Origin of the sequence: Nitrospina gracilis 3/211 (assembly GCF_000341545.2) — a bacterium.
Lineage (GTDB): Bacteria > Nitrospinota > Nitrospinia > Nitrospinales > Nitrospinaceae > Nitrospina > Nitrospina gracilis.
On sequence record NZ_HG422173.1, the window covers coordinates 2250213 to 2275573 of the forward strand.

Annotated in this window: 33 protein-coding genes and 2 tRNA genes; 19 read left to right on the forward strand and 16 right to left on the reverse strand. The window is 53.2% G+C overall.

The genetic code is table 11. The features are described 5' to 3' along the window. Positions 1-527 (reverse strand): hypothetical protein (locus tag TX82_RS10680; RefSeq protein WP_042251082.1); only part of this gene is annotated, 527 nt, incomplete at its 3' end. Positions 528-702: 175 nt separating this feature from the next. On the opposite strand from TX82_RS10680, the gene TX82_RS10685 reads away from it, so the two are divergent. The 3 genes from TX82_RS10685 to TX82_RS10695 all read left to right on the forward strand — a co-directional run bounded on the left by TX82_RS10685 (position 703) and on the right by TX82_RS10695 (position 2224). After that, on the forward strand, positions 703-1821 hold the full coding sequence (locus TX82_RS10685; RefSeq protein WP_005010289.1) for an MBL fold metallo-hydrolase: 1119 nt from the start codon (positions 703-705) through the stop codon (positions 1819-1821). Continuing rightward, positions 1814-2071, forward strand: coding sequence for a hypothetical protein (locus tag TX82_RS16815; protein ID WP_005010293.1), 258 nt, complete (start codon positions 1814-1816; stop codon positions 2069-2071). The genes TX82_RS10685 and TX82_RS16815 overlap by 8 nt, the downstream gene beginning before the upstream one ends. A gap of 76 nt (positions 2072-2147) precedes the next feature. Further along, a tRNA-Met gene (locus tag TX82_RS10695) sits at positions 2148-2224 on the forward strand. 78 nt (positions 2225-2302) lie between these two features. On the opposite strand, the gene TX82_RS10700 is transcribed toward TX82_RS10695, so the two are convergent. Next, the gene (locus TX82_RS10700) at positions 2303-2665 is read right to left on the reverse strand and encodes a hypothetical protein (protein ID WP_005010296.1); all 363 of its coding nucleotides are present in this window, start codon (positions 2663-2665) and stop codon (positions 2303-2305) included. 224 nt (positions 2666-2889) lie between these two features. Here TX82_RS10700 and TX82_RS10705 point away from each other — a divergent pair, with 224 nt between their 5' ends. Then, positions 2890-3168: a (2Fe-2S)-binding protein gene (locus tag TX82_RS10705; RefSeq protein ID WP_005010301.1), complete on the forward strand. Its 279-nt coding sequence runs from the start codon at positions 2890-2892 to the stop codon at positions 3166-3168. 34 nt (positions 3169-3202) lie between these two features. Beyond that, positions 3203-4378 carry a nickel pincer cofactor biosynthesis protein LarC gene (larC, locus tag TX82_RS10710; RefSeq protein ID WP_005010303.1) on the forward strand — a complete coding sequence of 392 codons (1176 nt, stop codon included), beginning with the start codon at positions 3203-3205 and terminating at the stop codon, positions 4376-4378. Between the two features lie 12 nt (positions 4379-4390). On the opposite strand, the gene TX82_RS10715 is transcribed toward larC, so the two are convergent. The 4 genes from TX82_RS10715 to TX82_RS16820 all read right to left on the reverse strand — a co-directional run bounded on the left by TX82_RS10715 (position 4391) and on the right by TX82_RS16820 (position 5365). Continuing rightward, complete coding sequence (locus tag TX82_RS10715) at positions 4391-4669, reverse strand: DUF507 family protein (protein ID WP_005010306.1); 279 nt, start codon at positions 4667-4669, stop codon at positions 4391-4393. Between the two features lie 14 nt (positions 4670-4683). Beyond that, positions 4684-4965, reverse strand: a complete 282-nt coding sequence (locus tag TX82_RS10720) for a DUF507 family protein (RefSeq protein WP_005010312.1) — start codon at positions 4963-4965, stop codon at positions 4684-4686. Between the two features lie 30 nt (positions 4966-4995). After that, a tRNA-Gly gene (locus TX82_RS10725) sits at positions 4996-5068 on the reverse strand. 6 nt (positions 5069-5074) lie between these two features. Next, positions 5075-5365 carry a hypothetical protein gene (locus TX82_RS16820; RefSeq protein WP_244875025.1) on the reverse strand — a complete coding sequence of 97 codons (291 nt, stop codon included), beginning with the start codon at positions 5363-5365 and terminating at the stop codon, positions 5075-5077. Between the two features lie 279 nt (positions 5366-5644). Between TX82_RS16820 and tatC the strand changes: the two genes are divergently transcribed. Further along, positions 5645-6499: a twin-arginine translocase subunit TatC gene (gene tatC, locus TX82_RS10735; RefSeq protein ID WP_005010317.1), complete on the forward strand. Its 855-nt coding sequence runs from the start codon at positions 5645-5647 to the stop codon at positions 6497-6499. A 79-nt stretch (positions 6500-6578) separates the two neighbouring features. On the opposite strand, the gene TX82_RS10740 is transcribed toward tatC, so the two are convergent. After that, positions 6579-7082 carry a CPBP family intramembrane glutamic endopeptidase gene (locus tag TX82_RS10740; protein ID WP_042251085.1) on the reverse strand — a complete coding sequence of 168 codons (504 nt, stop codon included), beginning with the start codon at positions 7080-7082 and terminating at the stop codon, positions 6579-6581. 281 nt (positions 7083-7363) lie between these two features. On the opposite strand from TX82_RS10740, the gene TX82_RS10745 reads away from it, so the two are divergent. From TX82_RS10745 to hemC, 7 genes are all read left to right on the forward strand, one after another. Continuing rightward, the gene (locus TX82_RS10745) at positions 7364-8260 is read left to right on the forward strand and encodes a pentapeptide repeat-containing protein (protein ID WP_005010320.1); all 897 of its coding nucleotides are present in this window, start codon (positions 7364-7366) and stop codon (positions 8258-8260) included. Between the two features lie 308 nt (positions 8261-8568). Then, positions 8569-9048, forward strand: a complete 480-nt coding sequence (gene rpiB / locus TX82_RS10750; protein WP_005010322.1) for a ribose 5-phosphate isomerase B — start codon at positions 8569-8571, stop codon at positions 9046-9048. A 1-nt stretch (position 9049) separates the two neighbouring features. Further along, positions 9050-10303, forward strand: a complete 1254-nt coding sequence (gene glyA / locus TX82_RS10755) for a serine hydroxymethyltransferase (RefSeq protein WP_005010324.1) — start codon at positions 9050-9052, stop codon at positions 10301-10303. Between the two features lie 6 nt (positions 10304-10309). Next, positions 10310-10774 carry a transcriptional regulator NrdR gene (gene nrdR / locus TX82_RS10760; RefSeq protein WP_042251088.1) on the forward strand — a complete coding sequence of 155 codons (465 nt, stop codon included), beginning with the start codon at positions 10310-10312 and terminating at the stop codon, positions 10772-10774. A gap of 183 nt (positions 10775-10957) precedes the next feature. Next, positions 10958-11749: a cytochrome C assembly family protein gene (locus TX82_RS10765; protein WP_005010329.1), complete on the forward strand. Its 792-nt coding sequence runs from the start codon at positions 10958-10960 to the stop codon at positions 11747-11749. Position 11750: 1 nt separating this feature from the next. Further along, positions 11751-13025 carry a glutamyl-tRNA reductase gene (hemA, locus tag TX82_RS10770; protein WP_005010330.1) on the forward strand — a complete coding sequence of 425 codons (1275 nt, stop codon included), beginning with the start codon at positions 11751-11753 and terminating at the stop codon, positions 13023-13025. Beyond that, positions 13025-13978 carry a hydroxymethylbilane synthase gene (hemC, locus tag TX82_RS10775; protein ID WP_005010333.1) on the forward strand — a complete coding sequence of 318 codons (954 nt, stop codon included), beginning with the start codon at positions 13025-13027 and terminating at the stop codon, positions 13976-13978. Before hemA ends, hemC begins: the two co-directional genes overlap by 1 nt. A 22-nt stretch (positions 13979-14000) precedes the next feature. Here the strand turns inward: hemC and TX82_RS10780 are convergent, their stop codons facing one another. Genes TX82_RS10780 through TX82_RS10795 form a run of 4 tightly spaced genes read right to left on the reverse strand, consistent with a single transcriptional unit; the run spans position 14001 to position 17462 of the window. Beyond that, a complete protein-coding gene (locus TX82_RS10780; RefSeq protein ID WP_005010334.1) occupies positions 14001-14210 on the reverse strand; it encodes a YgaP family membrane protein in 210 nt (69 codons plus the stop codon). Between the two features lie 30 nt (positions 14211-14240). Further along, complete coding sequence (locus tag TX82_RS10785; RefSeq protein ID WP_005010336.1) at positions 14241-15512, reverse strand: Glu/Leu/Phe/Val family dehydrogenase; 1272 nt, start codon at positions 15510-15512, stop codon at positions 14241-14243. Positions 15513-15519: 7 nt separating this feature from the next. Then, positions 15520-16398: a DUF4824 family protein gene (locus TX82_RS10790; protein WP_005010337.1), complete on the reverse strand. Its 879-nt coding sequence runs from the start codon at positions 16396-16398 to the stop codon at positions 15520-15522. After that, complete coding sequence (locus TX82_RS10795) at positions 16395-17462, reverse strand: DUF2157 domain-containing protein (RefSeq protein ID WP_005010338.1); 1068 nt, start codon at positions 17460-17462, stop codon at positions 16395-16397. The genes TX82_RS10790 and TX82_RS10795 overlap by 4 nt, the downstream gene beginning before the upstream one ends. 82 nt (positions 17463-17544) lie before the next feature. On the opposite strand from TX82_RS10795, the gene nadC reads away from it, so the two are divergent. Then, positions 17545-18387, forward strand: coding sequence for a carboxylating nicotinate-nucleotide diphosphorylase (gene nadC / locus TX82_RS10800; protein ID WP_005010340.1), 843 nt, complete (start codon positions 17545-17547; stop codon positions 18385-18387). 73 nt (positions 18388-18460) lie between these two features. Further along, positions 18461-18889: a hypothetical protein gene (locus TX82_RS10805; RefSeq protein WP_005010341.1), complete on the forward strand. Its 429-nt coding sequence runs from the start codon at positions 18461-18463 to the stop codon at positions 18887-18889. On the opposite strand, the gene TX82_RS10810 is transcribed toward TX82_RS10805, so the two are convergent. Continuing rightward, positions 18886-19311: an Lcl C-terminal domain-containing protein gene (locus TX82_RS10810; RefSeq protein WP_005010343.1), complete on the reverse strand. Its 426-nt coding sequence runs from the start codon at positions 19309-19311 to the stop codon at positions 18886-18888. The two genes, TX82_RS10805 and TX82_RS10810, sit on opposite strands and share 4 nt — an antisense overlap. A 204-nt stretch (positions 19312-19515) precedes the next feature. On the opposite strand from TX82_RS10810, the gene TX82_RS10815 reads away from it, so the two are divergent. After that, positions 19516-20139 carry a hypothetical protein gene (locus TX82_RS10815; RefSeq protein ID WP_005010344.1) on the forward strand — a complete coding sequence of 208 codons (624 nt, stop codon included), beginning with the start codon at positions 19516-19518 and terminating at the stop codon, positions 20137-20139. Positions 20140-20268: 129 nt separating this feature from the next. On the opposite strand, the gene tatA is transcribed toward TX82_RS10815, so the two are convergent. Further along, the gene (gene tatA, locus TX82_RS10820; RefSeq protein WP_005010346.1) at positions 20269-20547 is read right to left on the reverse strand and encodes a twin-arginine translocase TatA/TatE family subunit; all 279 of its coding nucleotides are present in this window, start codon (positions 20545-20547) and stop codon (positions 20269-20271) included. Positions 20548-20697: 150 nt separating this feature from the next. On the opposite strand from tatA, the gene TX82_RS10825 reads away from it, so the two are divergent. Further along, entirely contained in the window at positions 20698-21195 is a 498-nt protein-coding gene (locus TX82_RS10825) for a leucine-rich repeat domain-containing protein (protein ID WP_005010347.1), read from the forward strand. A gap of 7 nt (positions 21196-21202) precedes the next feature. On the opposite strand, the gene TX82_RS17205 is transcribed toward TX82_RS10825, so the two are convergent. After that, positions 21203-21376: a flagellar biosynthesis anti-sigma factor FlgM gene (locus tag TX82_RS17205; protein ID WP_005010349.1), complete on the reverse strand. Its 174-nt coding sequence runs from the start codon at positions 21374-21376 to the stop codon at positions 21203-21205. 608 nt (positions 21377-21984) lie between these two features. Here TX82_RS17205 and TX82_RS10830 point away from each other — a divergent pair. Then, positions 21985-22197 (forward strand): heavy-metal-associated domain-containing protein, encoded by a 213-nt coding sequence (locus TX82_RS10830; RefSeq protein WP_005010356.1) that lies wholly within the window; start codon positions 21985-21987, stop codon positions 22195-22197. Between the two features lie 3 nt (positions 22198-22200). Here TX82_RS10830 and TX82_RS10835 read toward each other — a convergent pair whose 3' ends face one another. Together TX82_RS10835 and ubiE are read right to left on the reverse strand one after the other, a co-directional pair. Further along, on the reverse strand, positions 22201-23367 hold the full coding sequence (locus tag TX82_RS10835) for a S1C family serine protease (protein WP_005010358.1): 1167 nt from the start codon (positions 23365-23367) through the stop codon (positions 22201-22203). A 30-nt stretch (positions 23368-23397) separates the two neighbouring features. Beyond that, entirely contained in the window at positions 23398-24129 is a 732-nt protein-coding gene (gene ubiE, locus TX82_RS10840) for a bifunctional demethylmenaquinone methyltransferase/2-methoxy-6-polyprenyl-1,4-benzoquinol methylase UbiE (protein ID WP_005010359.1), read from the reverse strand. Positions 24130-24309: 180 nt separating this feature from the next. On the opposite strand from ubiE, the gene TX82_RS10845 reads away from it, so the two are divergent. Then, positions 24310-24858, forward strand: coding sequence for a DJ-1 family glyoxalase III (locus TX82_RS10845; protein WP_005010361.1), 549 nt, complete (start codon positions 24310-24312; stop codon positions 24856-24858). Positions 24859-25361: the final 503 nt, after the last annotated feature.

Here is a 25361-nt window from a genome sequence, read left to right on the forward strand (position 1 = left end):
ATCCACAGTTCTTTGGACGACCGCATCTTGAAAATATTTCCCACCTTTTCCGCGAATTCCTGAGCTGTGAACGATTTGTTGTAATCGTTGGCTTCGTAACGGAAGGGGTTCCACGACAGCACCAGCCGTTCGATGAACATCTCGTCCAGAGGCACCTGCGTGATCTTGCGAATGAGCCCTGTTTCCGAATCGACCAGGATGGCGGCCATGACAACATCGTCCTTTGCGTAAAGGGCCTCGCAGAATCCGGGAGCTTCTTTTTCGTTGTCACAGGGATTGCACGGCGCTTCCAGGATCCAGTCCTCACTGCCGATTGCAAAAATGGGAATGGCAGGAAATTCGCTTTCGGTGATCAGTTTAGCGCGCCACTTGCCGCTCCAGGCAGCGATCTGGTCTTCGGTCGGGTTGGGGATGGAGCCGATCAACAGCATGTCGCCGTTAGCGGAAATCGACAGTCCGCCGCCCGTGCCTGCCACCTGCACGGGGCAGGGCTTTCCTTCTTCAAATCGAATGGTATCTTGCGTCATGATTTTCCGTGGCTAAAAATAATGGTTTCCGTTCCGGTTCCCAATTCTCCGCAATCCTTTCGCGGTCGTCAAGTTGAAACCATCCAGCGGGGAAAGACCTTGAGATAAGCCGGACCTTCCGGTATGCTGACCCACTTCCGAAGATAATCACTGTAACCCGGCACGTTTCCGAATCATGAAGACCACGCTTATCGGCCACGCCTGTTTATGGATTGAGTCCAATGACACCACGATGCTGTGCGATCCGTGCCTGTTCAGCATCCACTTCGAGGAACTCAATCATTATTATCCGCAGGTGGAGATCGACCGCGAAAAGCTGAAACGTCCTGATGTGCTGTACCTGTCGCACCGGCACCAGGACCATTTCGACATCCGCACGCTGGCCTACCTGCCGAAAGACCTCAAGGTGTTTTGCCCGCAGGACCCCCTCATGCTCGAGTGCCTGAAGGAGCTGGGCTACACCGATGTCACGGCGGTGGAAAGTTTCGAGGCATACACGGTGAAGGGATTGACCCTCATCCCCACACCCTCCCTTCTGGAGGATTATTATCCAGAACATGGGGTTATCGTGCGGGACGGGGAGGTGAGCATCTGGAACCAGGTGGACACCATCGTCTCGCCCAAGATCATCGAATACATCCACCGACTCTGCGGCCGGGTGGACCTGGCCCACCTGCGGTTTCAGCCACTGCTGGAACAGAATTTCGCTTTCCACAAGCCCTGCGTTTTGCCGTTTGAGGAATACAGTTCCTTTCTGAAAGTGGCCAAGGCGCTGTCGCCGAAATTCGCCGTGCCCGGCTCGGCGGGGGAGCGTTTCTTCGACCGCTTCGAGTTTCTGAACCACTTTGTATTCCCCACCACGCAGGAACAATTTCTGGATGATCTGCGTGACTTTGCACCGGAAATCCAGTCGAGCGTGTTCAATCCGGGGGACATTGCCGAGATCACCCAAGACGGCGTAACCATTCACGAAAAGAAGTCGGAGACGGCGAGGTTCAAGGAGAACCATGACAGCGTCACCGCCTTCAACCCATTGATGGAGGTGCCACGCATCCGCACTATGACGGCGGATCCGGCCCAGCAGACGGAAGAGAAACAGTGCGTCGAAAGCTTTTTGCAAAAAGAATTTCTTGAACGGCTTCAGCAATTGGAAGTCGCCTCCGCGTGGGGGCACTGGAAAGTCGGCTACCGGCTGGAACTGTTCGGGGAGAACGACTCCGATGTGTGGAGCATTGATTTCAGCAAACCGCCCGCCATCAAAAAAAGGATACCTGGGGCGGGTCAATGTGTATGAAGGCATTTCATATTCGGAGTTGTTCCGGCTGATCAAAGGCGAAACCAACTGGGATTTCGTCGGCGCGTCGGGGCAGTACCGGACCTTTCATAACGTGTACCGGGTGGTGGGCGGCAACTTCGAATGCTTCCCGCAGGAGAAGAAGTTTCCTCAGCCGCTCATGGAGGTGTTTCCCCCGGACAAGGCCATGGACCGGGAAAAATACATGAAAGACGTACGCCGCTGGAAGGGGCATTTTGAGGGTGGCTGACAGTGGTGCAATAATATTGACAGGGTGGGGGAAAAAAACTAAACTGCTTCCCTTCAAGGATTTATCGCGATTTCAAGGCGGTGTAGCTCAGCTGGTTAGAGCATACGGCTCATATCCGTAGCGTCCGGGGTTCAAGTCCCTGCACCGCCACCAGATACAAAAAAGGCCCGGAGATTATTCTTCGGGCCTTTTCATTTTTTCAACCAAAGCTCACAACAAGCCTATTCGGATTTAAAACTCCATCCGGTTGTAGAACTGGTTGTCGCATCCCAACGTGCAGGCGGTCCGTTCTTCGCCGCAGCGGAACTGCTTGGTCGGGTCGTCGCCGGCCGAACTCATGCAGGACTCAAATTTACTCTGACATTTCTCCAGGCAGGGCATTAAACCCTGAAAAAGAAGGTGGCGCTGCCAGTTTCCATCGCGATTTCCCACAGTTTCTATTTTCAGGGCGTCATCGATGATCTGTTCCAAAGTGGCCTGCGTCACAGGTGGTGATTTCTCCTGATCGGCCAATATGCCCGGTCCCGCGAAAGCCAGGTTGAATGTTGCCAGAATGAATCCGAGAACGATGGCCATTGCGAAACGCTGTTTCATAAATCCTCCTTTTGGGCATGAAGTGTGAGGTTTTTAAGGTCTCATTGCTTTCAATGAAACGGCTGTATTGAAAGTCAAGATGGCCCTCCCTAATAAAATTCACCAGTTATTTTTGGCCTCATTTGGGCGCGCAAAATGGGGAAAGTATGATTTGACACAGGCCGTGGATAAAACCTAAAATGATAATTATAATCATTTTAAGCTATTGGAAATGAGGTCGTTTTATGGATTCCCACAGCTCCGGCGAAGAGATCATTTGTCAATGTTTTCAAGTGTCTGACAAAGTCATCAAGGAGCAGATCCGGGAAGAAGGCCTGCAATCCATTGAGGAAATCACCGCCGCCTGTGGTGCCGGGGGAGGATGCCAGTCCTGCCACATGCTCCTCCAGTTGTTCCTCGACCAGCACCAGAACAAGCTGCATCCTGCCGAAAAATCCGATCCTCCTGCCAACGGAGAGGTTCGAAAACGGGGAATTTTCAGTAAACTGTTTGCCAGATACTGATACCAATTCAATGCCCTGACCGGCCTTTCTTATTATGAAAACCCTTTATTTCGACTGCTATACCGGGATCAGCGGTGACATGATCCTGGGCGCGCTGGTGGACCTCGGTGTGGACCTGAAGGTTTTGCGCGCCGGCCTTCAAACTCTGGGTCTCAAGGACTACGAAATAAAGTCGAGAAAAGTGAAGCGCAACCACCTGGCGGGAACAAAGGTGGAAGTGAAGGTGGGGCACTCGCGCCATCACCATCGCGGACTCGCCGACATCCGTGCCCTCATTCAAAAATCAAAACTGCCGGCCGCCGTTAAGGAAAAGGCGGTTTCCGTGTTTGAGCGATTGGGCCGGGCCGAGGCGCGGGTGCACCGCATCGCCCTCGACAAGGTGCATTTCCACGAAGTGGGGGCGGTGGACTCGATCATCGACATCGTCGGCGGTGTGTTTGCCCTGCACCTGTTGGAAGTGGAGCAGGTGATAGCCTCGCCCATCAACACGGGCGAGGGGACGGTTGCCTGCGAGCACGGTGTTCTTCCCGTTCCAGCCCCCGCCACGCTGGAGTTGCTGAAAGGCACTCCCTGTTTTTCCAGCGGTGTGCCGATGGAGCTGACCACCCCCACCGGCGCGGCAATGATCGGTTTCTTCTCAGAAAAATTTCAGGGAATGCCGCTCATGACCATTTCAAAAATGGGGTATGGTGCAGGTACGCATCAGATTGACGGTCAGCCCAATTTGCTGCGCGCCGTGCTGGGAGAGACAGTGACGAGGTCCACCGACTGCGTGGTCTTGCTGGAGACCAACATCGACGACATGAACCCGGAGTTTTACGATCATGTGATGGACCGCCTGTTCGAGGCCGGGGCTCTGGATGTCTACTTCACACCCATCTTTATGAAAAAGAACCGGCCGGCCGTCAAGCTTTCGGTACTGTCCCCACCGCGCAAGCGCGATGCGCTTTCCAGAATCCTTCTGGCGGAAACTTCAACCTATGGAGTGCGGTCGTGCGAGATGGAGCGGACGGTGCTCGATCGAAAAGTGGAGCCGGTCAAAACCCGGTTTGGGTCGGTGAAGGTGAAGGTGGGGTGGCTGGACGGACTGCCGGTACATATCTCCCCGGAGTATGAAGACTGCCGGAGCATCGCAAATAAAAAGAAAATTCCACTCCGGGATGTGTACGAGGAAGCGCTCCGTAATGCGAAGGAGCAATTGAAAGGGTAGGCGGACCGTCTATTACAGTCCGTGTTTCTTGAAATACTCTTCGTAGTGTTTCTGGTACATGATGTCCCACTCCTCAGTTCCCTCGCGGAGTTTGCGGGTGGTGTAAGACTCGATGATGCGCCGCGCTTCGGCATCCGCCTTGTCGTCGATCTTCAACTCCTCGTTGATGACCCGGGCAATTTCCAGACGCACGTCGTTGAGGTCCTCCTTGTAGTCGATCTCCTCGCGGTTTTCGAAATCCTTCACGATGAGCTTGCTGATGTGATTGACTTTTTCCCTGCTCAGTTTCATTTTCGCGTCTTTGTTTAAAGAATGAGGCCGCGTTCCCGGACCAGCTTGGATTTCACCATCTGGAACACGCGTCCGTAATCCATCATGTCGCGCTCGTAGTCCTTGGTGCGGGATTCCAACAGCATTTTGACTTCTTCGTTCAGCCGGTCTTCCACCATCAGGTCTTCGGTGATGATTTCGTGAATGATGGCTTCCAGTTTTTCCGGCCGGTCGTCCCAGATGATGAAATTGTTTTCGATCAGGGAGCGGACTGTTTTTTTAGCGATACGGTCGATTAATTCTTTCTGTATTCTCATGAACCTGCGTGATTGGTTTTAAAATTAGAAAGCGGGCGACGGGGTTCGAACCCGCGACATTCAGCTTGGGAAGCTGACACTCTACCAACTGAGCTACACCCGCCTGTTTTCAGTCTTCAACCAAGATCAAGAACAAGTTGTCGCCAGTGGTTTGGATATCCACTATTTCCAGTCCTTTGCCGCGAACTTCCTTGATGGCTTTGTCCACCATTTTCTCGATGGCTTCGGCACTTTCTTCACTGATATTGATCACCTTGACACCGGTGATTTTTTTGATAGTCCGATCCATCCGGTCACAACGCCAATCTAATTCGCTGATTATAAAGCTTTTTGGAAAGAGGTGACAACTTTTACCGGGTTGCTCGTCAGGCTGGAGCCTGTTTTTTGATGCATTATCCAATATTTCCCCGGGTGAAGCAAATAATATCCATCTCAAATTCTTAAAACACAACGGGTTTTGGAACCGAGTCCGGAGTTTGAAATCATCATTGTATTTGTATTTTTCTTTAAGTAATATGAGGTCACAAGAAATGGGTTGCGGCGAAAAACGCTAATACATTCAACCGTGTCTCTGTCCATCCCGACATCCCGAAAGAAAGCCCCCCGGCCCTTCAGTGGGCTTTGTTTGTATGGCCGGCTGGCGAAGGCTTTCGGAACGCGATCTGAAAAAGGATGAAACGTGGTAAACACCCTGGGTTTTACCGAAAAAATCCCCGTCTCCAAGCACCTCAAGGAACTCAAGGACCGTGTGGTTCAGACGGCCATTGTGGTGGGTTTCTTTTTCGGGGTCTGCTTCTACTTCATCGAAATCCTGCTGGGCTGGCTGGAGGATCCGCTTCCCAAGCAATGGGCCCAACTGACGTTCATCACACCTACGGAACCCTTTTTCACCAACATGAAGGTTGCGTTCATGGGGTCGCTGTTCATCTCCATGCCGCTCATCCTCTACCATTTCTGGATGTTTATTTCTCCCGGCCTCAAGGTAAAGGAGAAAAAGATCACGTTCATGTTCGTGTTCTTTGGCACGCTGTTCTTCGTCTTCGGCGGCACGTTCTGTTATTTCCTCGTGGTTCCGCTGGCCCTGAAGTTCCTGTTCAACTACGGCGTCCAATACTGGCAGATGCAGGTGACCATCGGCTTTTACTTTTCGTTCATTGTGAAGCTGATCCTTGCCTTTGCTTTTGCTTTCCAGACGCCGTTGATCATGGTCCTTCTCACCAAGTTCGGCGTTATAAACACCATTAAGATGCGGATGTACCGCAAGTGGGCGTTCCTGGGTTCATTCGCTTTGGCCGCTATCCTCACCCCGCCCGACATCGTCACCCAGCTCCTTCTCGGGATTCCGCTTTACGCCTTGTATGAGTTCGGCGTTCTCGTTTCCACATTTTTCGAGGACCCCAAACAGCGCGAGCAGGTGTTGAAGCAGGTCCAGCTGGAGCGCGAAATGCGTAAAGCCAAGAAGGAAGCCCAGCAGGCACAGAAAGAGGCCAAAAAAAGAAAGGTCAAGGTCAAGCCGCAAAAGAAGGCGGTGTGATTCTGCGTCCGGTTTTCTTTCTCCGGTAGGAACTCTGTCGCCCCAGCGCGCCCCCTTCCGTTCATGACAGGGTTTTTCCTCACAACAGAAAAGCTAGAAACGTGACCACGCGCGGATAAAAGTAGGTCACCAACCATCCCCCCAGCGCGCACCCCATATGAAAAAACAGGGAAGCCCAGAGTGTGCCGGTCCAGTAAAACAATCCGGAGCAGACCAGTCCTGTCAGGAACAGGCTCAACCTGATATCGAAGTGGACAAGGGCGAACAACGCGGCAGTGAAATAGATTGCTGTCATCGGTTTTCCCACACGGAACAGGGCCGGAAGCAGAAACCCGGTGAAATAAACCTGCTCTATAAGCGGAGTGAAAAGGACCTGGCCCACTCCAATCAATGCAAGCGTGGCAACGGAGGGCAGGGCGATGGCCCTGTTTTCCGCTCCGGCAAACAGTTCCGTCTGGTTCAATCCCGAATTTTCGATGAAGGCATCGAGCAAGGGCACGGTTCCAGCCAACAGCAGGCCGGGGAGGCCTCCCACCAAACCATGGCGAACCCACTTTTCCCTGGCGAACCCGAGTTGGGCCAAGGTCGCTTTCTTTCTGGCCCATGCCACCGTTAAAACCAATCCAAAATACACCGGCCCCATCCACGCGGAAAACCGGTGAGGATCACGGACAAGCAGATGCACCAGGGGATAGACAAGGCAAATATATCCCGCAAGACTCCAAGCCGGTCCCTTCAAACTCCACGGAGCTGTCGATGATTTCGGTTGCATGCCGGAAAAGTGGTTTAATTTCCTTTCTGGAAGATTGGGGTGTCCATGATAGTATATCCGCGGTTTGTATGTATGAGTGAATAGGAGACTCTATGTCAGAAGAAAGCATGGATGCCGGATGGCGTTCTGCGGATTTGTCCGAGGACGACCTGCGAAAAAAGCTGGAGCTGTCCAAACACGATCTGGTGGCCGCAGACCTTTCCGGAATCAGGTTGACCAAAGCTGATTTGACTGATGCCAACTTGATGCGCATCGACATGAGCCAGGCGCAATTGAACGGAATCGATTTCCGCCGTTCGGACATGTTGGGGGTCAAGTTTATGGAAGCGGTTCTGACGGACTGCAAGTTCACCGGCAGTCACCTGACGCAGGCCCGGTTTGACGATGCGAAACTGGTCAATATTGTGCTGAACGGACTTCAATTGTCCAATACCAGCTTTCGGGGCGCACGGTTTGAAAATTGCCAGATCAACAAATCCATTTTGACCAAATCCGACCTGGCCAACGTGGAAATGGTTCAATGCCAGTTCATTCAGGCCGACGGCACGCATTCCACATTTCGGGGCATCCAGATCACCGATTCCGACCTCAGTTTCATCCGGCTCGTACGAGTGGATTTCCGTGAATCCGAACTCAATCAGGTCAATTTTGACAGTGCCAACCTGAACCAGACCGATTTCAGCGTGGCGACACTCGAGAACGTCAACTTTAAGAAGGCGCAATTAGGCCAATCCAATTTTATCAGCACGGAATTGTCGGGTTGCGACTTTTCCCAGGCCAACCTGGAGCGTTCGAATTTCAGTGAAACCGATATGAGCGGGGCCAAACTGGACGGAGCCATCCTGCACGGCGCTAACTTGCAAAATGTGGAGAACCTGACTGCGGAACAGGTCAATGGTGCAAAAATCGACAAGCGCACCACGTTGCCTCATTATCTCGTGGTGGAATGGACCTCGAAAACAGAATTTGTGTGCAAATCTCGCGACTAGATGATGGAATAAAAAATACCTTAAAATTGGTATATTATATAGTTTATTTTAGTATTTAAGTTTAGGTATTGAATATTTGGGGTGTTTCGGGAATGAGGTAATTTCGGGTGTGCACTCCCTGAATACTCCGCAATCTGTTAAGATGGCACAATCAGGTTCGACGTCGGTTGGACTACTGGGCTGTTGCACAACCCGGTACCCCGGCCTTTCCTTCCGGAGCCTCCTTCTACACGCAATGCGGGCGAATCAACCCCCCGCCTTGTGTTCAGAACCAACCCTGAAATCACAAGGAATTGAATAAAGGCTGTATGAACAGAGAAAATAAAATTGGAAAAATTGTGATCGCCTCCGACCACGCTGGATTCGAATTGAAGCAATCCCTCATTGAGGCCATGCGTGCGGACGGTGTGGAGGTGACGGACCTCGGCCCGGACTCTTCCGAGCAGGTTGATTACCCGGATTACGGCATCAAGGTGGCCACCATGGTGTCAGAGGACGAAAACCTGAACGGCATCGTTATGTGCGGCACCGGGATCGGCATGTCCATCGTCGTCAATCGGTTCCCCAAGGTGCGGGGCACGCTTTGCAACGATATGTATACGGCCAAACTTTGCCGGCAGCATAATGATTCGAACATCCTGATCATGGGAGGCCGGGTGATTGGCATGGGGCTCGCTTACGAGATCGTGCGCACCTGGATGAGCACACCGTTCGAGGGAGGCCGCCACGGCCGGCGTCTGGAAAAGATCAACAACATCCAAAATATGCTCAATAAAGGAGTACTTTAAATTGTCACTTTTATCTGAATTCGACCCGGATATCGCTCATGCCATCAAAGGCGAAATTGACCGCGAGAATTTCACGCTGGAGATGATCGCATCCGAGAACTTTGTCAGCCCTCAGGTACTCGAAGCGCTGGGCTCGGTGATGACCAACAAATACGCCGAGGGCTATCCCAACAAGCGTTATTACGGTGGTTGCAAATATGTGGATATCGCCGAACAGCTGGCGATCGACCGGGCGAAGGAGATTTTCGGTGCGGAGCATGCCAATGTCCAACCCCACTCGGGTTCACAGGCCAATATGGCCGTTTATCACGCCGTGTGCGAACCGGGTGATACCATTCTGGGCATGAACCTGTCCCACGGCGGCCACCTGACGCACGGGGCGCCGGTGAACTTTTCGGGCTATACTTACAAGGTCGTGCAGTACGGTCTCAACAAGGAGACCGAGCTTCTCGATTATGACGAAGTTGAAAAACTGGCCAAGGAACACCGGCCGAAGATGATCGTCGTCGGCGCCAGCGCCTATCCGCGGGTGATCGACGCCAAGCGGTTTCGGGAAATCGCTGATGAAGTGGGCGCGAAGATCATGACCGACATCGCCCACCCGGCGGGACTGGTCGCGGCCAAGTTGTATCCCAGCCCGGTACCGTATTCGGATTTCGTCACCACAACCACGCACAAAACCCTGCGCGGGCCCCGCGGCGGCATGATCCTCTGCAAAGAAGAATTCGCCAAGGACGTGAACAAGAAGATTTTTCCCGGCATCCAGGGGGGTCCCCTGATGCATGTCATCGCCGCCAAGGCAGTCGCCTTCAAGGAAGCTCTGCAACCGGATTTCGTCGAGTACCAGAAACAGGTCATCAAGAACGCGCAGTGCCTGGGTGAATTTCTTAAGGAACGCGACTTCAAGATCGTCAGTGGTGGCACCGACACACATCTGATTCTGGTTGATCTCACCAACAAGGGCATCACCGGCAAGCAGGCGGAAGAGGCACTCGACCAAGCGGGCATCACCGTCAACAAGAACACCGTGCCGTTCGAGACCCGCAGTCCCTTCGTCACCTCCGGTATCCGCATCGGCACCCCGGCGCTCACCACCCGCGGCATGAAGGAAGACGCGATGAAGCAGATCGGCGAAATGATCGTCGGTGTGCTGGAGCACGTGGACGATGCCGGCTACATCGAGAAAACCCGCAAGCAGGTGCGGGACCTTTGCGAGCAGTACCCGTTTCACATGGAGCTATCCAACAAGTACTGAACCTCGATGAAATGTCCAAACTGTTCCAATATGGAAAACAAGGTCATTGATTCCCGCACCAACCGGGAAGGAGATATGACCCGCCGCCGCCGCGAGTGCCTCAATTGCGGGGAGCGGTTCACCACCTACGAACGGATCGAAACCACACCGCTTCTGGTCGTGAAAAAAGACGGGCGTCGGGAAGAGTTCGACCGGCGCAAGATCATGTCCGGCATCCAGAAAGCCTGCCAGAAACGCCCCGTCAGCATCGAGCAGATGGAAGAGATCGTGGACCGGGTCGAGAAACATTTTCAGGAATCAGGGGAAAAAGAAGTTTCCGCTGTCACCGTCGGCGAGAAGGTGGTGAAGGAGTTGTACCACCTCGATGGCGTTGCGTATGTTCGTTTCGCTTCGGTATACCGGGATTTCAAGGACGCCAACGAGTTCCTGTCCGAGCTCAGAAACTTCGTCAAGAACAAGGAAGATCACTGAGCCAGAGCTTTCGGCACCGTTTGAACCTCCCCCAGTGCAAAAGGCTTTCTCTCCCGCCTGTTTTTTCTTTATAATCGAAGAGGAACCCAACCGATGGGGCAAAGGGCGTTGGACCCTAAATCATTGTAATTCCTTGACTACCGTGATACGATGCCTTTTTTCCCCCATGCCACCTGATGAGACATGAAAGTCCTGACCTTCAATATTGCCATGATCAGTTATCTTATGGCATCCCTGGAGTATTTCGTTTACCTGATATACCGGCGTCAGTTCGTGTCGTCGCTGGCGACGGTCACCGCCGCGGTCGGGCTGTTTTTTCATACGGTGATCATCGGCCTGCGTTCGCAGGAAACCGGCCATGGTCCTTACACCACCTCCTTTGAGGTGGCAATTTTCTTTTCATGGGTGGTGGTTGTGGTGTACTTTATTACCCATTGGAAATACAAGATCAAGGACCTGGGATCGTTTGTCATCCCTTTGGCTTTCCTGATTCTTTTGTACGCGACCTTCCTGTCGGAAGAGGTGGTGCACTTTCCGGAATCCCAGTTCCGGAGCCTCATGACCCTGCACCGCACCCTGTCCATTCTCGGGTTCGCCGCGTTCGCCATCGCCTTTGCGGCGGGGGTGATGTACCTGATTCAGGAACGCCAGGTGAAATCCAAAAAGCTCGGCATCATGTATTTTCGCATGCCTCCCCTGGAATCAATGGACCAGTTGAATTTCAAGGTGGTGGCGATCGGGTTCCCGCTGTTCACGCTGGGATTTTTGACCGGTGGCATCTGGACCACGCAGGCGACGGAGTCGCCTTTTTTTTCATGGGACGTGGTCCGGACATGGCCCTTGGTGTTTGGCTGGATCATATACGGCATCGTGTTTTTCGGCCGTTTCATGACGGGACTGCGCGGCCGTAAAGCCGCGTGGGGATCTGTAGCGGGATTCATTACGGTCATGTTCAGTTACCTTCTGCACGTTTGATATGGAACACAGTAATCTGGTGATCGTTGGCGTCAACCACAAGAACACTCCCGTAGAATTACGGGAACGGCTGGCGTTCACGCAGGGGACGATTGAGGAGTCTTCGGAAAAACTCAACCAGTATCCGGAGATCGAGGAAAACCTTATCATCTCCACCTGCAACCGGGTGGAGATTTACGCCCGTGTTAACGATATCAACAACGGGGTCCTGAGGCTCAAACGCTTCATCTCGGATTACCACCAGATCCCCATTGATGTCCTCGACGAGCATTTCTACTCCTACACCGAGGACAAAACCATCGAACACCTGTTCCGCGTGTCAGCGAGCCTCGATTCCATGATCGTCGGCGAAGCGCAGATCCTGGGGCAGGTGAAGGACGCCTACAGCCTGGCGCGTTCGCTTCGCACCACTGGTATCTTCCTCAATCAGCTATTCGAGAAGGCATTCAACGTCGCCAAGCGGATCCGCGAGGAAACCGGCATCGCCGAGAGCGCCGTGTCCATCAGCTCCGCCGCGGTCGAACTGGCGCGCAAGATTTTCGACAACCTTGAAAACCATACCGTCATGCTGGTCGGCACGGGGGAGATGGCGGAACTCGCCGCCCGGCATCTTATGACTTACGGACTCAAAACTGTGTACGTGGCCAGCCGCACCTACGAGCGGGCCGCGGGTCTGGCCAAAACCCTGAACGGCAGTGCGCTCGGGTTCGACGAGTTCAAGGAGGAATTGTACCGTGCCGATATCGTTGTCAGTTCCACTGCCGCGCCCAATTTCATCATCACCAAAGAGATGGTCGACGAAGCCCTGCACAAACGCAAAAACCGCTCCATGTTTTTGATCGATATCGCCGTGCCGCGTGACATTGCGCCCGAGGTCAATGACCTCGAAAACGTTTACCTCTACGATATTGACGATCTGCAAAGCGTCGTGGATGCCAACATGAAGGAACGCGAGAAGGAAGCCGAACTGGCCATGGAGATCATTCACTCCGAAGTGGTCAAGTTCAACAGCTGGATTGAGTCACGGGACGCGGTACCTACGATTGTCGGTCTGCGTCGAAAGGCCGAGGACATCCGGAGGCAGGAACTGGACAAAACACTAAAGCGCCTCGAGCACCTGTCCACTGAAGATAAAAACGCACTCGAGCAGATGACCCTTTCCATCATCAACAAGATTCTTCACAAACCCACGGTCAACCTGAAGGAGAAAACCCGCACTTCCGAAGGCCAGGCTTATTTGAAAGCCATTCGCGACCTGTTTCACCTGGATGATTAATGGACCCACTATTTAGATCGATTTATGAAGTCAATGAAATCCGCATTGGCACGCGGGGCAGTCCGCTTGCGCTCTGGCAGGCCAACTGGATCAAATCCCTGCTGGAAGAGGAGCACCCGGATATCACAGTGTCGTTGATCACCATCAAGACTTCCGGTGACAAGATCCAGGATGTGCCGCTGGCCAAAGTCGGTGGCAAGGGCCTGTTCACCAAGGAGATCGAGGAAGGCCTGTTGCGGAATGAAGTCGATATTGCGGTGCACAGTATGAAGGACGTGCCGATGAAACTGCCTCCCGGGCTGGGGCTGTCCGTTATCACGGAGCGCGAGGACCCGCGCGATGCGCTCATCTCCCGCGACGGCCAGAAGCTGGACGAACTACCGCAAGGAGCGAAAGTGGGCACGGGTAGTTTTCGCCGGACCACTCAACTTCTGGCGTACCGTCCTGACCTGCAAATCGTGCCCATGCGGGGCAACGTCGGAACTCGGCTCGATAAAATGGAGAAGGAAAACCTGGACGGCATCATATTGGCTGCGGCAGGTTTGAAGCGGATGGGCATGGCCGACCGCATTACCGAATGCATTCCCCCGGAAATCATGTTGCCCGGAGGCGGGCAGGGCGCGGTGGGTATCGAAACGCGCAAGGACGACCCGGGAGTCATGATGCGAATTCTACCGCTTGAACATGAGGAGACCCACACGGCCCTGGAGGCAGAACGGTCCTTTCTGCATCGGCTGGAAGGCGGATGCCAGGTGCCCATCGGGGTTTACGCTACGGTGGACGGCAACCGCATGCACATCCGTGGCATGGTGGGGAGCCTTGACGGCAAGCAGATATTCCGTACTGAAGGTTCCGGCGCCACTCAGGATGCGGTCCAGCTGGGAGACCAGTGTGCGCGGGAGATCCTGGAGCAGGGCGCGGGAAAGGTCCTCGACGAAATCTACAACCGCTGAGCGGGCGGACTGTTGATGAAGGTCAGCTTTTATTGCGTGGCGGGCAGTAGGTGCTGATGTTCAAGAGGGAGTAGATAAAGCAATTGCCGGCCATGCCGGTGATGATTATCACCACGCCCACCAGTGCCGTGGTCCACCCCCAGAATCCCCCGGACGCGAGTCCTCCCAGCACCAGGGCCACCCCCAGCATCATCCGAAACAACCTGTCCACATGACCGACGTTGTAGGCCATCGACGTCCCCTTTCTATTTTACGTTGAAAATCACAAACAGTATTCTTCCGGCTTGCCCAGCCGTTCTTCTGCCAGCCGGGTGGCCTCTTCACGGAAAGTAATATCTTTGCCGGCCCGCTCTTTCAACCTTTTCGTGATGGTGAGGATATTGCGGCTCACAGTTTCAAAGATAAGATTTTCAACATAAGTCCGGCCGTGATTTCCCATTGCCATGACACGTTCCCGGTAGGATTCATCCTGCGTCATTTTCACCTCCACCGCGCACCCGATCACCCCGCCGCAATTGACGATGAAGTCGGTGTAGGACAGAATTTTCCTTCGGTTCTCGAGGTAGTATTCGGTCATTTTGTTACTGGGCGTGTTGGCGGCCTGAAAAATTTTGCCGCACATCAGACGGTCGGCGTTGCGGGCAGTGATGGCATCCGGTCGCGCGGCTGGGATCAGGATGTCGCAGGGCGCTTCCAGAAGGCGGGACACGTTGCCGTTGAAAAACCGTTTGTCCACCTGGCCGCGATAGGAACCAAGTCCTTTGGTATTGCTTCTGGCCTGGTTGAGTTCGCGAACCTGGAGTCCTTTAGAACACCACAAAGCCGCGTTGACATCAGACGCACCGACAATGAGCGCTCCTTCTTCTGCCAGTTTGTTGCCGATGGAGGCCCCGACATTGCCGAATCCCTGAATGACTACGCGTGCGCCTTTGATCTGAAAATTGGGATCGATGTCTTCAAGCGTTTTAATGGAAGAATAAAGGCTGTGCCCGGTGAGGCCCCATTTATCGATGGGCACTCCCCCCTTGGCGAAAGGCCGTCCCGCAGCTCCCCGGCCGTGATGCGGGTCTCCAAGCATATCAGTGTTGTATTGGAAGATGCGCTGGGTGTCGTTTTCATCCGTGCTCATGTCCGGCGCCGAGATGTAGCTATCAATGGGGAAGATGGCTTCGGCAAAAGCACCGATGAGGTCCTGCTTCATCCCCTTGGCCCGGCCAAAATCATTCGGATCGAAAGCGATGCCCGACTTGGCTCCCCCAAATGGAAGGTTGGCGGCACTGTTTTTCAACGTCATGGTGCGTGCCAGCCGCATGATTTCCCACACTGAAAGGTCCGCGGCAATACGTATGCCACCCAGCCCGGGCCCGCGTCGGGTGTTGTCTATGACAACATAACCCCACACGTCACCTGTCTTCGGGTCGACTACCTGGTACTTATTTTGAGGCGGTTGATCGGCAGGGGCGAAATGACGCGGGTTCCCCTCGGTTGATAATGGTTCTGCGACCAGCTTTTCTGGAATTTTTACCTTGCTCAAGCAACCCTCATTTCAGTTCGGTGATTTCAGTGATCCAAGGCTCGTACCGCTTACCATAACTTAGGGTAACGGCATAACGCGGTCCCATTTCATTTTTTTTGCCGGCGCGTCTGCTTCGGGCCGGGCTCCAATATCGGGGTTTTGATACAAATTGAAAAAAGCGATCCCGGAACAAATAAGGAACATGCAGCTGGTCTATAAGTATTTTTTGGATATAACCATTTATGACCGCTTCGTTTTTCCCATTTTTGCCGCGTTCGCCTGAGGGGAAAACCGATTTTCTTATACGGACGATTCCGCGAACGATGAGGTGCCGGGAACGGTCCGGGTAGCGTTCGCGAAGTTGTGAGGGGGACCTTCCCGCATCAACGGCAAACAGGCGGGACTGGGTGACCATGCTCCGTTTCAGGCTTTCAATCTGCCGGTTGAGGGATTGGATTTTTGATTCATCCGTTTCCTTTTCCAAATCTGATTTGAGAGAGGCATAGTAATCTACAGCGCCTTTTCTCCAGAAATTCCAGGTCGGCCCTTCCATTTCCAAAACAATAAACGCATCCCGGGGGAGCTGGTGCCTGTAATAGTCGTAAGCCTTCGTATCGTTTGCCGGCATTTCGACACGAAACCCCAAATCGACCAGTTTATCGCGGGTGAACCAGCCCGGTTCCGGATTGTAATGCCCCGGTTTCTGAAATCCGGGCATTTGCCAGTGGAGTCGAAGAAACAATCCGGTGTTTTCCCGTTCCTGCCAGGCTTTGGGCAGCTCTCGTTCCGTCAGCGTAATGCGGGCCTCAGGTTCTCCGGATCGGTTGTAAACCACCCCCGCAATCACCCAGACATTGATGAAGAGAATCAGGCCGATCGCAACGGGTGTTCCATAGCGTTTCATACCGCCTCCCGGAATCGATCGCGCATGGAGCGGAAAAGCACCAACAGGCCAATGGTGATCAGACTCAGCACGAAAAAGAAAAGTGACTTCGGCAATGCGTCCCACCACCAGTCAAAAAACTTCGTATAAAAAAACAAAGTGCAGAAAGTCGTACCGATATGGGTTATGCCTGGATACTGCAGGCGCACGCCCAGCCAAACTGTAATTCCGTAAGCCGCCAGAGCGGCGGTCTGGTAACCGACCTCGATCCTGTTTTCATTGCCCATCAGGTAACTGCAATGACCGCAATAGGACATGATGAGGAGGGCGAGGTGTATCGAAAGCAGGGCAACCAGATGATAAAACCAGATAAAATGCGGGTTCTTGTGGTGTTTGATGCAAAACGGCAAAGCCAGTAAAAAGATTCCTCCGAATATAAAATTTTCCGGCCGCTCCCCGAAATGCAGCCAGTATATTCCGGAAAAGGCTCCAACCGTTGCCGACAGATAAGCCAGTAAACAGAGTAGTCCGGCCAGCAAAAGAAGCCGCAGTCCAAACCGGTATGCCAGGATAAGTGCAAATCCGCCCCAGGCAAGAAACGCATTCTGTGATGGCGTGATGTTGTACAGCGACCCCATTACATTGAGGTTCAAAACGAAACCGATGAAGGCAACGAGCCCGATCAAAGAAGCGTAATAATGGGAAGGTTCGCGCTGGGCGGCGAACCGCATGGTCAGTACGGCAAGAATGGGAAGGGAGATGACTGAAACGATTTGTACCGATTCCGGAATCAGACCCCAAATCTGATAGAAGAAGAAAAAGATGCTGGCGCAGAGTGCCAGGCCGCCAAGGAAGGTGAGGATGCGCATGCCCAGCGAAAGCTGTTTCTCTGCTGCTGAGTTGTCCGTGTCAAATTGCTGCTTGAACCGGGAAATCAGGTCCGCGTGATAGCCTTCAATCAACCGCCGTGTCTCATAAGGCAGGCGGATCAGTCCGGAACTTTCAATTTCCTGCAGTTCCTTTTGGAAAGCCTGAATGCGATCCACCCGTTCCTGGGCTTTCTTTTTGCTGGGGAAACGATCCATCCCACTCTCTTACCTTAACATGGCGCACAAGGGGGGTTCTGTGCTAATTTAAATGACTTTGTCGGCTTCTTAATATGAAAACATGAGACCTCAACCAACACAAGAACAAATAGATGAGTGGGTCGAGCGGTCCCTTGCCGAAGACCTCGGTGAAGGCGATGTCACCACCGAAACGCTGGTCGATCCCACAGCCCTCGCCCGGGCACAGATGGTTGCCAAACAGGACCTCGTGGTCTGTGGCATGGGCCTGATTCACACTGTTTTTCGCCATGTTGACATGGCGGCAATATTTTCTCGTGAACGCGAAGATGGAAGTTTTCTGAAAAAGGGTGAGACCCTGATCGCAATTGAGGGAAAGGCGGCTGCTCTGCTAAAAGGAGAGCGTACGGCCCTCAATATTTTACAACGGTTGAGCGGTATCGCCACCCTGACCCGGGCCTTTGTAGAGAAGGCCGGACCGGTTCAGATTCTTGACACACGAAAAACCACCCCCAGCCTGCGCGTGTTCGAAAAATATGCCGTAGCGTGCGGGGGAGGAACCAACCATCGTTTCGGCTTGTTCGATGCTGTGCTGATCAAGGACAACCACATCAAGATGGCAGGCGGCATCCGGCCGGCCCTGGAACGCATGAAAGCCTCCGGGCATCAGGAGCCGATAGAAATTGAAACCACCAATCTGGAAGAAGTGAAAGAAGCCCTGGAGGGAGGGGCCGACATCATTCTGCTGGACAACATGACCCCGGAAACGATGGCCGAAGCGGTACTCCTAATCCGGGGCCGGGCGCGCACCGAAGCTTCCGGCAACATGACGCTTGAAAAGGTGGAACAGCTGGCGAATTTGGGCCTGGACTGTATTTCGGTTGGGGGGTTGACGCATTCCGCTCCGGCAGTGGATATCAGCATGAATTTCGACCTCCCGGCTTGATCGGTTCTATCTTTCCCCGCCAGCAATTCTCCCTGTATAATGGGGGTGATTGCAAAATGGAGATGGGGACAACATGCCCTGCAAAGACAGCTCAGCCCGGATGACCGTGCGGCTCGATGCCGAGGACCGATTGCGGGATTACACATTTCATAAAATCACGTGCAACCGCAATATCGGCGTGGATAAAACCTACCACGACCTGTGCGCCGGCCAGCCCGTGTCTGTAATTCTGGACACTCAGTTCGGCGACCTCATCGAAAGGCTGAACCTCCTGGATACGGAGGATCAGTTCCTCACATACCTGGAGTGGGATGCTCTCCGCTCGGCACTGCAGCAGTATGTGGGCCAGTCCGAAGGCGTGGAAATGGAACGTTACCGGATAGCCTCCATCGACTACTCGGAGGCGGGAAACGTTGAAATCAATCTCGTCATATACCCGCCGCAAGAATTGCCCCGAATCGAGTCCTGCCTGAGCCGGACTCGAAAAGAGAGCCGGGATTAGTCATCCGGCCACAGCCTCACCGGTCGTACGTACCCTTGGGTGAAATCCTGATCGTAGTGCTGGGCGTTACCGCCCTGGAACTCGAAATAAAATGCTGCCTGCTGATCGAACGGCAGGCACCATGACCCGATGCCACAACCCGGCTCAAACAAGTCGGATATATGAATCTCCTTATTCGAACGTGCGTTCAATTTGAATTCGGGATTATAGAGTTCCGCTATTTCCTCTTTTTCCGGCATCCGCCAGTCATGAAACCCCAGGTAATCTTTTTTGTTCAATTGGTCGATCAACTGGAGCGCTTCCTGGAAATTAACCCAGTCTCCGGCTATTTGAAACGAATCCTTTTTTGCCCAGGCAAGACCGGTTTTATTGTCCTGGATGGTGCCGTCTCCGTTGTCCACAAATCTGGGTTGATCGTTCATATTCCATTCCCTTTATCGCTGAAAAAATTTTGTATTTATCGATTTTATCGGACCGCCCCGGAAGATCGGAGCCGGTGAAATGCCGTATGTTTGACTGCGGTCCATTCCCCGGAGGCCGGGGAATATTTCGCTAGACGATGAGGCCATAATTTTATACATTATGGCGGAAATTTCAAACCACCTCTTTTTCGCATCCCATCCCGCATGAAAAATCCGACAGTCTCCTTCATCTCTTTTTCGCTTGCGTTTCTTGGTGGCGTGCTGGTTTGTGCGGTAGTGCCGGGGGACCTGTGGGCCGGTGCCGGGGCTGCCTGGGTGCAGGCCCAGATGGTCATTGCACAGTCTCCCACGGCGGGAGAGTGTGGCGAGTCGGTACCGCCCTTGGAGTTTTACGAAACCGTCAGCAATTACGCCCTGTTCGCAGCCTTCGGATTCATCATTCCCGCCATCCTGTTCAACAAGAAAAAGGCAAAGCAGATTCTGGGGATACTGGGAGGGTTGTGCCTCGGTGCGTGGAGCTACCTGGCGTATGGGATCGATTACGAGGAAATCAAAAAGGTCATCTTCAATTACAACCTGCAGGCCGAGCAGACCCTTTCAAACATTGCCGAGGCACAGGACCGGTACAAATCCGAACACGACACCTACATAGAAGACCTGGGTAAACTGCGCTCCCACCTTTATGGCGCGCACGGCATCAAGCAGTGCGTGAAGATTCTTGAACTGAATGTGAAATGGGATCACTGGTCGGCCAAGGCCAGGCACGTTTCCAGCCCGGACACAGTGGAGTGGGACAGCACCAGCGGCAGTTCGCTGAAAAAAGGGTAGGGGACACCTTCCTCTGGGTCGGCTCGTCTCAAGCCGCTTTTAAAACACAAAAAGGGCAAGGCCTGCGCGCACTGCGTACAGGACCTGCCCTTGAATTAGTGACCTTGTCAAGCTGTGCGGTTGCTTGAATCAGGCAGGGGAAGCGGGCTTTTCAGATTCGGGGGCAGGGGACCCTTCGCCACCGTCTTCTGGTGCCGGGTTGGTCTCCGCCGTGTTTTCGATAGCGGCCGGTTGCTGTTGGTCTTCGCCTTCCTTCTCTTCCAAACTGTCGACTTCTTTCATGGAAGTTTTGAAGTTTTTGATGCTCTGACCGAACGCACTGCCGATCTGGGGAAGTTTTCCGGCGCCGAAAATAATCATGATGATGACCAGAATGATCATCAATTCGGGGAAGCCAATTCCCATCATAATTACGGTCTCCAAAAAATACTGAGATTAATTGTTTGCGCTTGAGTATAACAAAAATAATATAAAAACCAACAATTTAATAGGGTTCGATTGACTTGCGGCCACAACCTTCTAAAATGAGCAAATACGAATTTTTTCAAGGGCTCTGCCGTGAATCAGGACTATGTTTTGGAATTGTTTTTCGCAATGAAGGGCGATCTGAACAAGATCAATGCCGCCATCGACGAAAAATTGCGTAAAAACCAGATCCGTAAAATCACCACTTTTGAGACGTTCATCAAGTCTCGAATCACAGCCAACCCCAAGGTCTTGCGCATGGTGAACATGGAAATCACACCAGCGGAAGCGGCTTACCTCAGCATGTACCCCGACCTGAAGGAGTTGGAAGTGCTTGACCTTCGTCAGAATCATTTGGGAAATGAAGGGCTGGGAGCCATTGTCCGCTCACCAGTCATTAAAAAACTTTGTGAGCTGGATTTGAGAAGCAACGGTATCACAAGGCTGGGTTTGGAAATGATGGCGGGAGTGGAAAACCTGGTCCACCTGAAGAAAGTGGATTTCCGGTCCAACCAGCTTGGAAAGAGGTGGGAGACAAAATTGAAGGAATCCGAATTTTATCCGGAACTGCAGGAAGTGAAAACGGTCTGATTCCAACTCAGTTCATCCAGGGATTACGCCCATCCCGTATCTTCTGGACCATCTTGTCAGCCAACTCCCTCGCACGCACCTGGTAAGTACCTGTCTTCAAACCTGTGCGGAAATACTCCACAATTTCATGCCGGATTTCCGAGCCCTTTCTCCTTTTTCCATTGTCCGCTTTTTTGCTCATGGTTGTCGCCTCAGCATTGCATGTTGAATCATGTTTGTTTCTTTCAACCGCATTGGGTTTAATTTGAAACCACTCGGTTATCCTGTCCGTCGATGCATTATTTGCGTTGAACGGTGTACCTGTATTTCCGGATTGAGAGGGTAAAAAATCACGCCCTGCAATGACGTGCGAGGAGAAAAACCCGCTTTAGCCCGGGGCAAACCGGGGGCCTGGAGGGCAAACGCTTTCTCCTTTTTTCGGAGTTTTGCGGGCACCATTTTTTCATCCTCCTTGATGTCAATGGCTCAATCATTGGAATTGAACCGTCTTCCCGACGGCCTACTTTATATTACGGAATTTGAAGGAATTTCTTGAGTATGGAGAGGCTCTTTTCACAATAGAAAAGTTCAACCGGTTTCATTCCACAAGGCACGGGGACCAAATATTTATAGGGGGTTGCGAAATTGAATGCGGAAAAGCAAACGTAATATAATTGAATAAATCGGTGTGTTTTAACCTGTTCCTGTATGGGCAAAGAATAAAGCTTTTCCTGGCGGGAATCATTACGCTTTTATCCTGTTTCGCCGATAATCCGATGCGCGGCGAACCTGGTTCCACGGAGAGTGAATATGGCACATGAAACGTTGAATGTGGATGGTATGACCTGCGGTCATTGTGTGGAAACCGTAAGCAAGGCTGTCAGCTCGATTCCCGGGGTAAGCAAGGTGGATGTGGATTTGGAAAAGAAGCGGGTTACCGTGGACTTTGACGAAAATCAGACCGCCCTTGCTGACATTAAATCGAAAATTACCGACGTGGGTTATGAGGTGGTGGGGGCCTGAGAGTCAGGAAAAGTACTTGCCGATTTTGACTTCCAGCGTCTGCTCCAAGCCATCCCGCAGGATTTTGATCTTCACCGTTTCCCCGACTTTGGTGTCAGCCACGTAGTTCTGCAAGTGCTGCGGATGCGCGATGTCCTTGCCGTCGTAGGCGATGATGATGTCTCCCTGCCGCAGGCCGGCCTTGTCTGCAGGAGCGCCTTCATCGATGCTGTTCACCACCACCCCGTTTTGATCCCGCGGCACGCGAAACGATTCCGCCATGTCCGGTGTCATGTGCTGGATGCCGATGCCCAGCCAGCCCCGTTCCACCTCGCCGTTTTCGATCAGGTCCCGGGCCACCTTCTCCACGGTTTCCATGGGGATGGCGAAGCCAACACCTGATCCCAGTTCCGCTATGGCGGTGTTGATGCCGATGACGCGGCCTTGCATGTCGATCAAAGGACCCCCGCTGTTTCCCGGGTTGATCGAGGTGTCGGTTTGCAGGAAATTCTCAAAGGTGGCAATCCCCAGGTCGATCCGGCCCTTGCCGCTCACCACTCCAACGGTGATGGTCCCCGTCAGGCCGTAAGGGTTGCCAATCGCCATCACCCAGTCTCCCACCTCAATCTTCGAAGAACTGCCGAACTCGGGTTTCTGGAAGCGCGACAGGGAAAACACCTTAACGACCGCAAGGTCCGTTTTTGGATCCACACCCACCACCTGGGCCGTGTACTCCCGGTTGTCGAGAAATTTCACCAGCAGGCGATTCGCCTTTTCCACCACGTGGTAGTTGGTCACGATGTATCCCGCTTCGTCGAAAATAAGGCCTGAACCCAAGCTCTCCATCTGGTAGCGTTTCCGGAACGTGCGTTTCAACCAGTACCGGAAATTGCTGAACCAGGTCCCGGGCTCGCCGCTCATGAGGTCGCGCTGGGAGTGGGGATTGGAAATTTCCGTGAGGTTGTTGATGCTCACCACAGCGGGTTTAATCTTACGTGCGTTGGTGACGAAAGCGTGCTGCAAGCGCACCAGTGTTTCGTAGCCTTCCAAGTGCGAATAAGGATTGTTCACCGTGGAGGCCAGGGGAAGCTCAAGGGGTTTTTCCACTTTCGCGGGAGGCGCGCCGACCACCCAGTAAAGGGTCACGCAAATCAGCACGATCCACACCCCGAAAACGATGAACTTTTTCATGTGCGCGGCCTTTCCGGCAAAACTTTGACCTTATTCACCCCGAACTCCCACATACAAAGTGACGATGCCAAAAGTCATATCCCGGAATCGCACCTTGTTAAAACCGGCTCTGTGCATTAAAAACACAAACTCGTCTCGTTCCGGAAAGACGCCGACCGATTGAGGTAAATAGGTGTACGCTTCCGGATGCCCCGAAACCCAGCGCCCGACCTCCGGCAGGACCCGCTCGAAATAGACCCGGTACGGTTCCCGCAAAACGGGCTGGCGTGGCAAAGAAAATTCGAGTATCACCGCCCGGCCTCCCGGTCTCAGCACCCGCGCCATCTCACGCAGGCCCTGTTCCCTATCGGCAAAATTGCGAACACCAAAAGCCACGCTGATGCCGTCGAAGCTATTGTTGGGAAACGGCAGGGCCTCCGCCGCCCCGCAAACCCGGGGCAGGGCGTTTGCCCGGTTTCGGGCTTCAAATTTCCTCCCGGCCCGGGCCAGCATGGCTTCGCTGAAATCCAGGGCCACCACCTGGCGGGGCGATTCGGCCGGGTGCTCAAAGTATTCCAGCGCCACATCTCCCGTTCCGCAGGCAATATCCAGGTAACGACCGCCGGGTTTCATCAACAGGCGGCTCACCGCACGTTTCCGCCAAAATCGGTCTACGCCGCAACTCAGCACGCGGTTCAGGAAATCATACCGCGGAGCAATGGCGTTGAACATCGATTGGATCTGGAGGGAAAATGCCTCCTTTTCCTCATCCAACTTGGGCATCGGCACTCCAGCCGCAATTAGGTCGCATAAGCTTTTATTCTAGCACCCACCCGAGGGGACTACAATGTAAGGAAAAGTCATAACCCGAATAAAAGGATAGGTTTGACAAGGCTTTCAAGCCGCTTTATATTCACGCAGTATGAGGCTTTAAATCTGCCCGTTCCGGCAGGAGGTTTTAATATGAAAAAGGTCATGGTGGCGGTGGCGCCCGGATTCGAGGAAATCGAGACCATCACAGTGGTGGACATTTTAAGAAGGGCGGGCGCCCGGGTGGACCTCGCCGGAACCCAGCCCGAACCCATCGAGGGCTCCCGCGGGGTGCGGGTTCTGGCCGACGTTCTTTTGTCCGAAATCGATCACAATGACTACGACCTGGTCGTCCTGCCCGGTGGCCAGCCTGGAACCACCAACCTGCAGAACAATGAAATGGTGATCGCCATCGTCCAGAACATGGACAGAGACAGCAAAACCGTGGCGGCCATCTGTGCGGCCCCGATGGTCCTGCAAACCGCCGGAGTGTTGAAAAATCACCGCGCCACCTCACATCCGTCTGTGCAGGAGAACCTGAATGGCGTTCAGTATACGGACGAAAGGGTGGTGGTGGACGGCAACCTGGTCACCAGCCGGTCGCCTGGGACCGCAATGGAGTTTGCCATGAAACTGGTGGAGATCCTGTTCGGGCCGGATCGGGTCGAAACCGTTAATAAGGGGGTATTGGCACGCCTGTAAAGCATTTTATTTTTCAATTTACAAGCAAACTATTGATATTTAAGGTTAGGGAGCTTTGTGTAATTTTTAAAAAAAATTAAAACTTTTTGGCGCGTACGACATCAAACCGGGAAAGAGCCCAAATGGGGCTCCCATAACGAAAAGGGGGGTTTGCTATGTTTGTGAATATTTCGCGCAGCAAGCTTCTGGTCAACGACAGACGCTATTCCAAAAAGAAGAAGGCGGAAAAATCGGCTCCACGCTGTAACCACTGTGGTGGGCTGGTTCGTGAAAACGGGGAGATTGTGGCCTGTATCATGTGTTCCCGGGAGGAAGGTCATTTCTGCTCCAGTTGCGCCTACACACACGCTTCTGAAGTACCCCAGAAGGGCAAAAGAAGTGCCTGACATTTACATTTGATTCCCAAAAGCCCGGAAGCTTCGGCTTCCGGGTCTTTTTATTTTCAGAGGAACAGGCGTCCTTCGGCCACGGTCCTGGCTTTGCCGCCTACGCGGATAGAACCA

Coding starts and splice junctions, on each gene's coding strand:
- TX82_RS10845 (WP_005010361.1), top strand. CDS start 24,310: ATGAAAAAGGTCATGGTGGCGGTGGCGCCCGGATTCGAGGAAATCGAG.
- TX82_RS10700 (WP_005010296.1), bottom strand. CDS start 2,665: ATGAAACAGCGTTTCGCAATGGCCATCGTTCTCGGATTCATTCTGGCA.
- TX82_RS10815 (WP_005010344.1), top strand. CDS start 19,516: ATGAAAAATCCGACAGTCTCCTTCATCTCTTTTTCGCTTGCGTTTCTT.
- TX82_RS10715 (WP_005010306.1), bottom strand. CDS start 4,669: ATGAAACTGAGCAGGGAAAAAGTCAATCACATCAGCAAGCTCATCGTG.
- tatA (WP_005010346.1), bottom strand. CDS start 20,547: ATGATGGGAATTGGCTTCCCCGAATTGATGATCATTCTGGTCATCATC.
- TX82_RS10830 (WP_005010356.1), top strand. CDS start 21,985: ATGGCACATGAAACGTTGAATGTGGATGGTATGACCTGCGGTCATTGT.
- rpiB (WP_005010322.1), top strand. CDS start 8,569: ATGAACAGAGAAAATAAAATTGGAAAAATTGTGATCGCCTCCGACCAC.
- TX82_RS10705 (WP_005010301.1), top strand. CDS start 2,890: ATGGATTCCCACAGCTCCGGCGAAGAGATCATTTGTCAATGTTTTCAA.
- TX82_RS10795 (WP_005010338.1), bottom strand. CDS start 17,462: ATGGATCGTTTCCCCAGCAAAAAGAAAGCCCAGGAACGGGTGGATCGC.
- TX82_RS10745 (WP_005010320.1), top strand. CDS start 7,364: ATGTCAGAAGAAAGCATGGATGCCGGATGGCGTTCTGCGGATTTGTCC.
- TX82_RS17205 (WP_005010349.1), bottom strand. CDS start 21,376: ATGAGCAAAAAAGCGGACAATGGAAAAAGGAGAAAGGGCTCGGAAATC.
- TX82_RS10790 (WP_005010337.1), bottom strand. CDS start 16,398: ATGAAACGCTATGGAACACCCGTTGCGATCGGCCTGATTCTCTTCATC.
- hemA (WP_005010330.1), top strand. CDS start 11,751: ATGGAACACAGTAATCTGGTGATCGTTGGCGTCAACCACAAGAACACT.
- ubiE (WP_005010359.1), bottom strand. CDS start 24,129: ATGCCCAAGTTGGATGAGGAAAAGGAGGCATTTTCCCTCCAGATCCAA.
- nadC (WP_005010340.1), top strand. CDS start 17,545: ATGAGACCTCAACCAACACAAGAACAAATAGATGAGTGGGTCGAGCGG.
- larC (WP_005010303.1), top strand. CDS start 3,203: ATGAAAACCCTTTATTTCGACTGCTATACCGGGATCAGCGGTGACATG.
- TX82_RS10780 (WP_005010334.1), bottom strand. CDS start 14,210: ATGGCCTACAACGTCGGTCATGTGGACAGGTTGTTTCGGATGATGCTG.
- TX82_RS10805 (WP_005010341.1), top strand. CDS start 18,461: ATGCCCTGCAAAGACAGCTCAGCCCGGATGACCGTGCGGCTCGATGCC.
- hemC (WP_005010333.1), top strand. CDS start 13,025: ATGGACCCACTATTTAGATCGATTTATGAAGTCAATGAAATCCGCATT.
- nrdR (WP_042251088.1), top strand. CDS start 10,310: ATGAAATGTCCAAACTGTTCCAATATGGAAAACAAGGTCATTGATTCC.
- TX82_RS10810 (WP_005010343.1), bottom strand. CDS start 19,311: ATGAACGATCAACCCAGATTTGTGGACAACGGAGACGGCACCATCCAG.
- TX82_RS10720 (WP_005010312.1), bottom strand. CDS start 4,965: ATGAGAATACAGAAAGAATTAATCGACCGTATCGCTAAAAAAACAGTC.
- TX82_RS10835 (WP_005010358.1), bottom strand. CDS start 23,367: ATGAAAAAGTTCATCGTTTTCGGGGTGTGGATCGTGCTGATTTGCGTG.
- TX82_RS10765 (WP_005010329.1), top strand. CDS start 10,958: ATGAAAGTCCTGACCTTCAATATTGCCATGATCAGTTATCTTATGGCA.
- TX82_RS10685 (WP_005010289.1), top strand. CDS start 703: ATGAAGACCACGCTTATCGGCCACGCCTGTTTATGGATTGAGTCCAAT.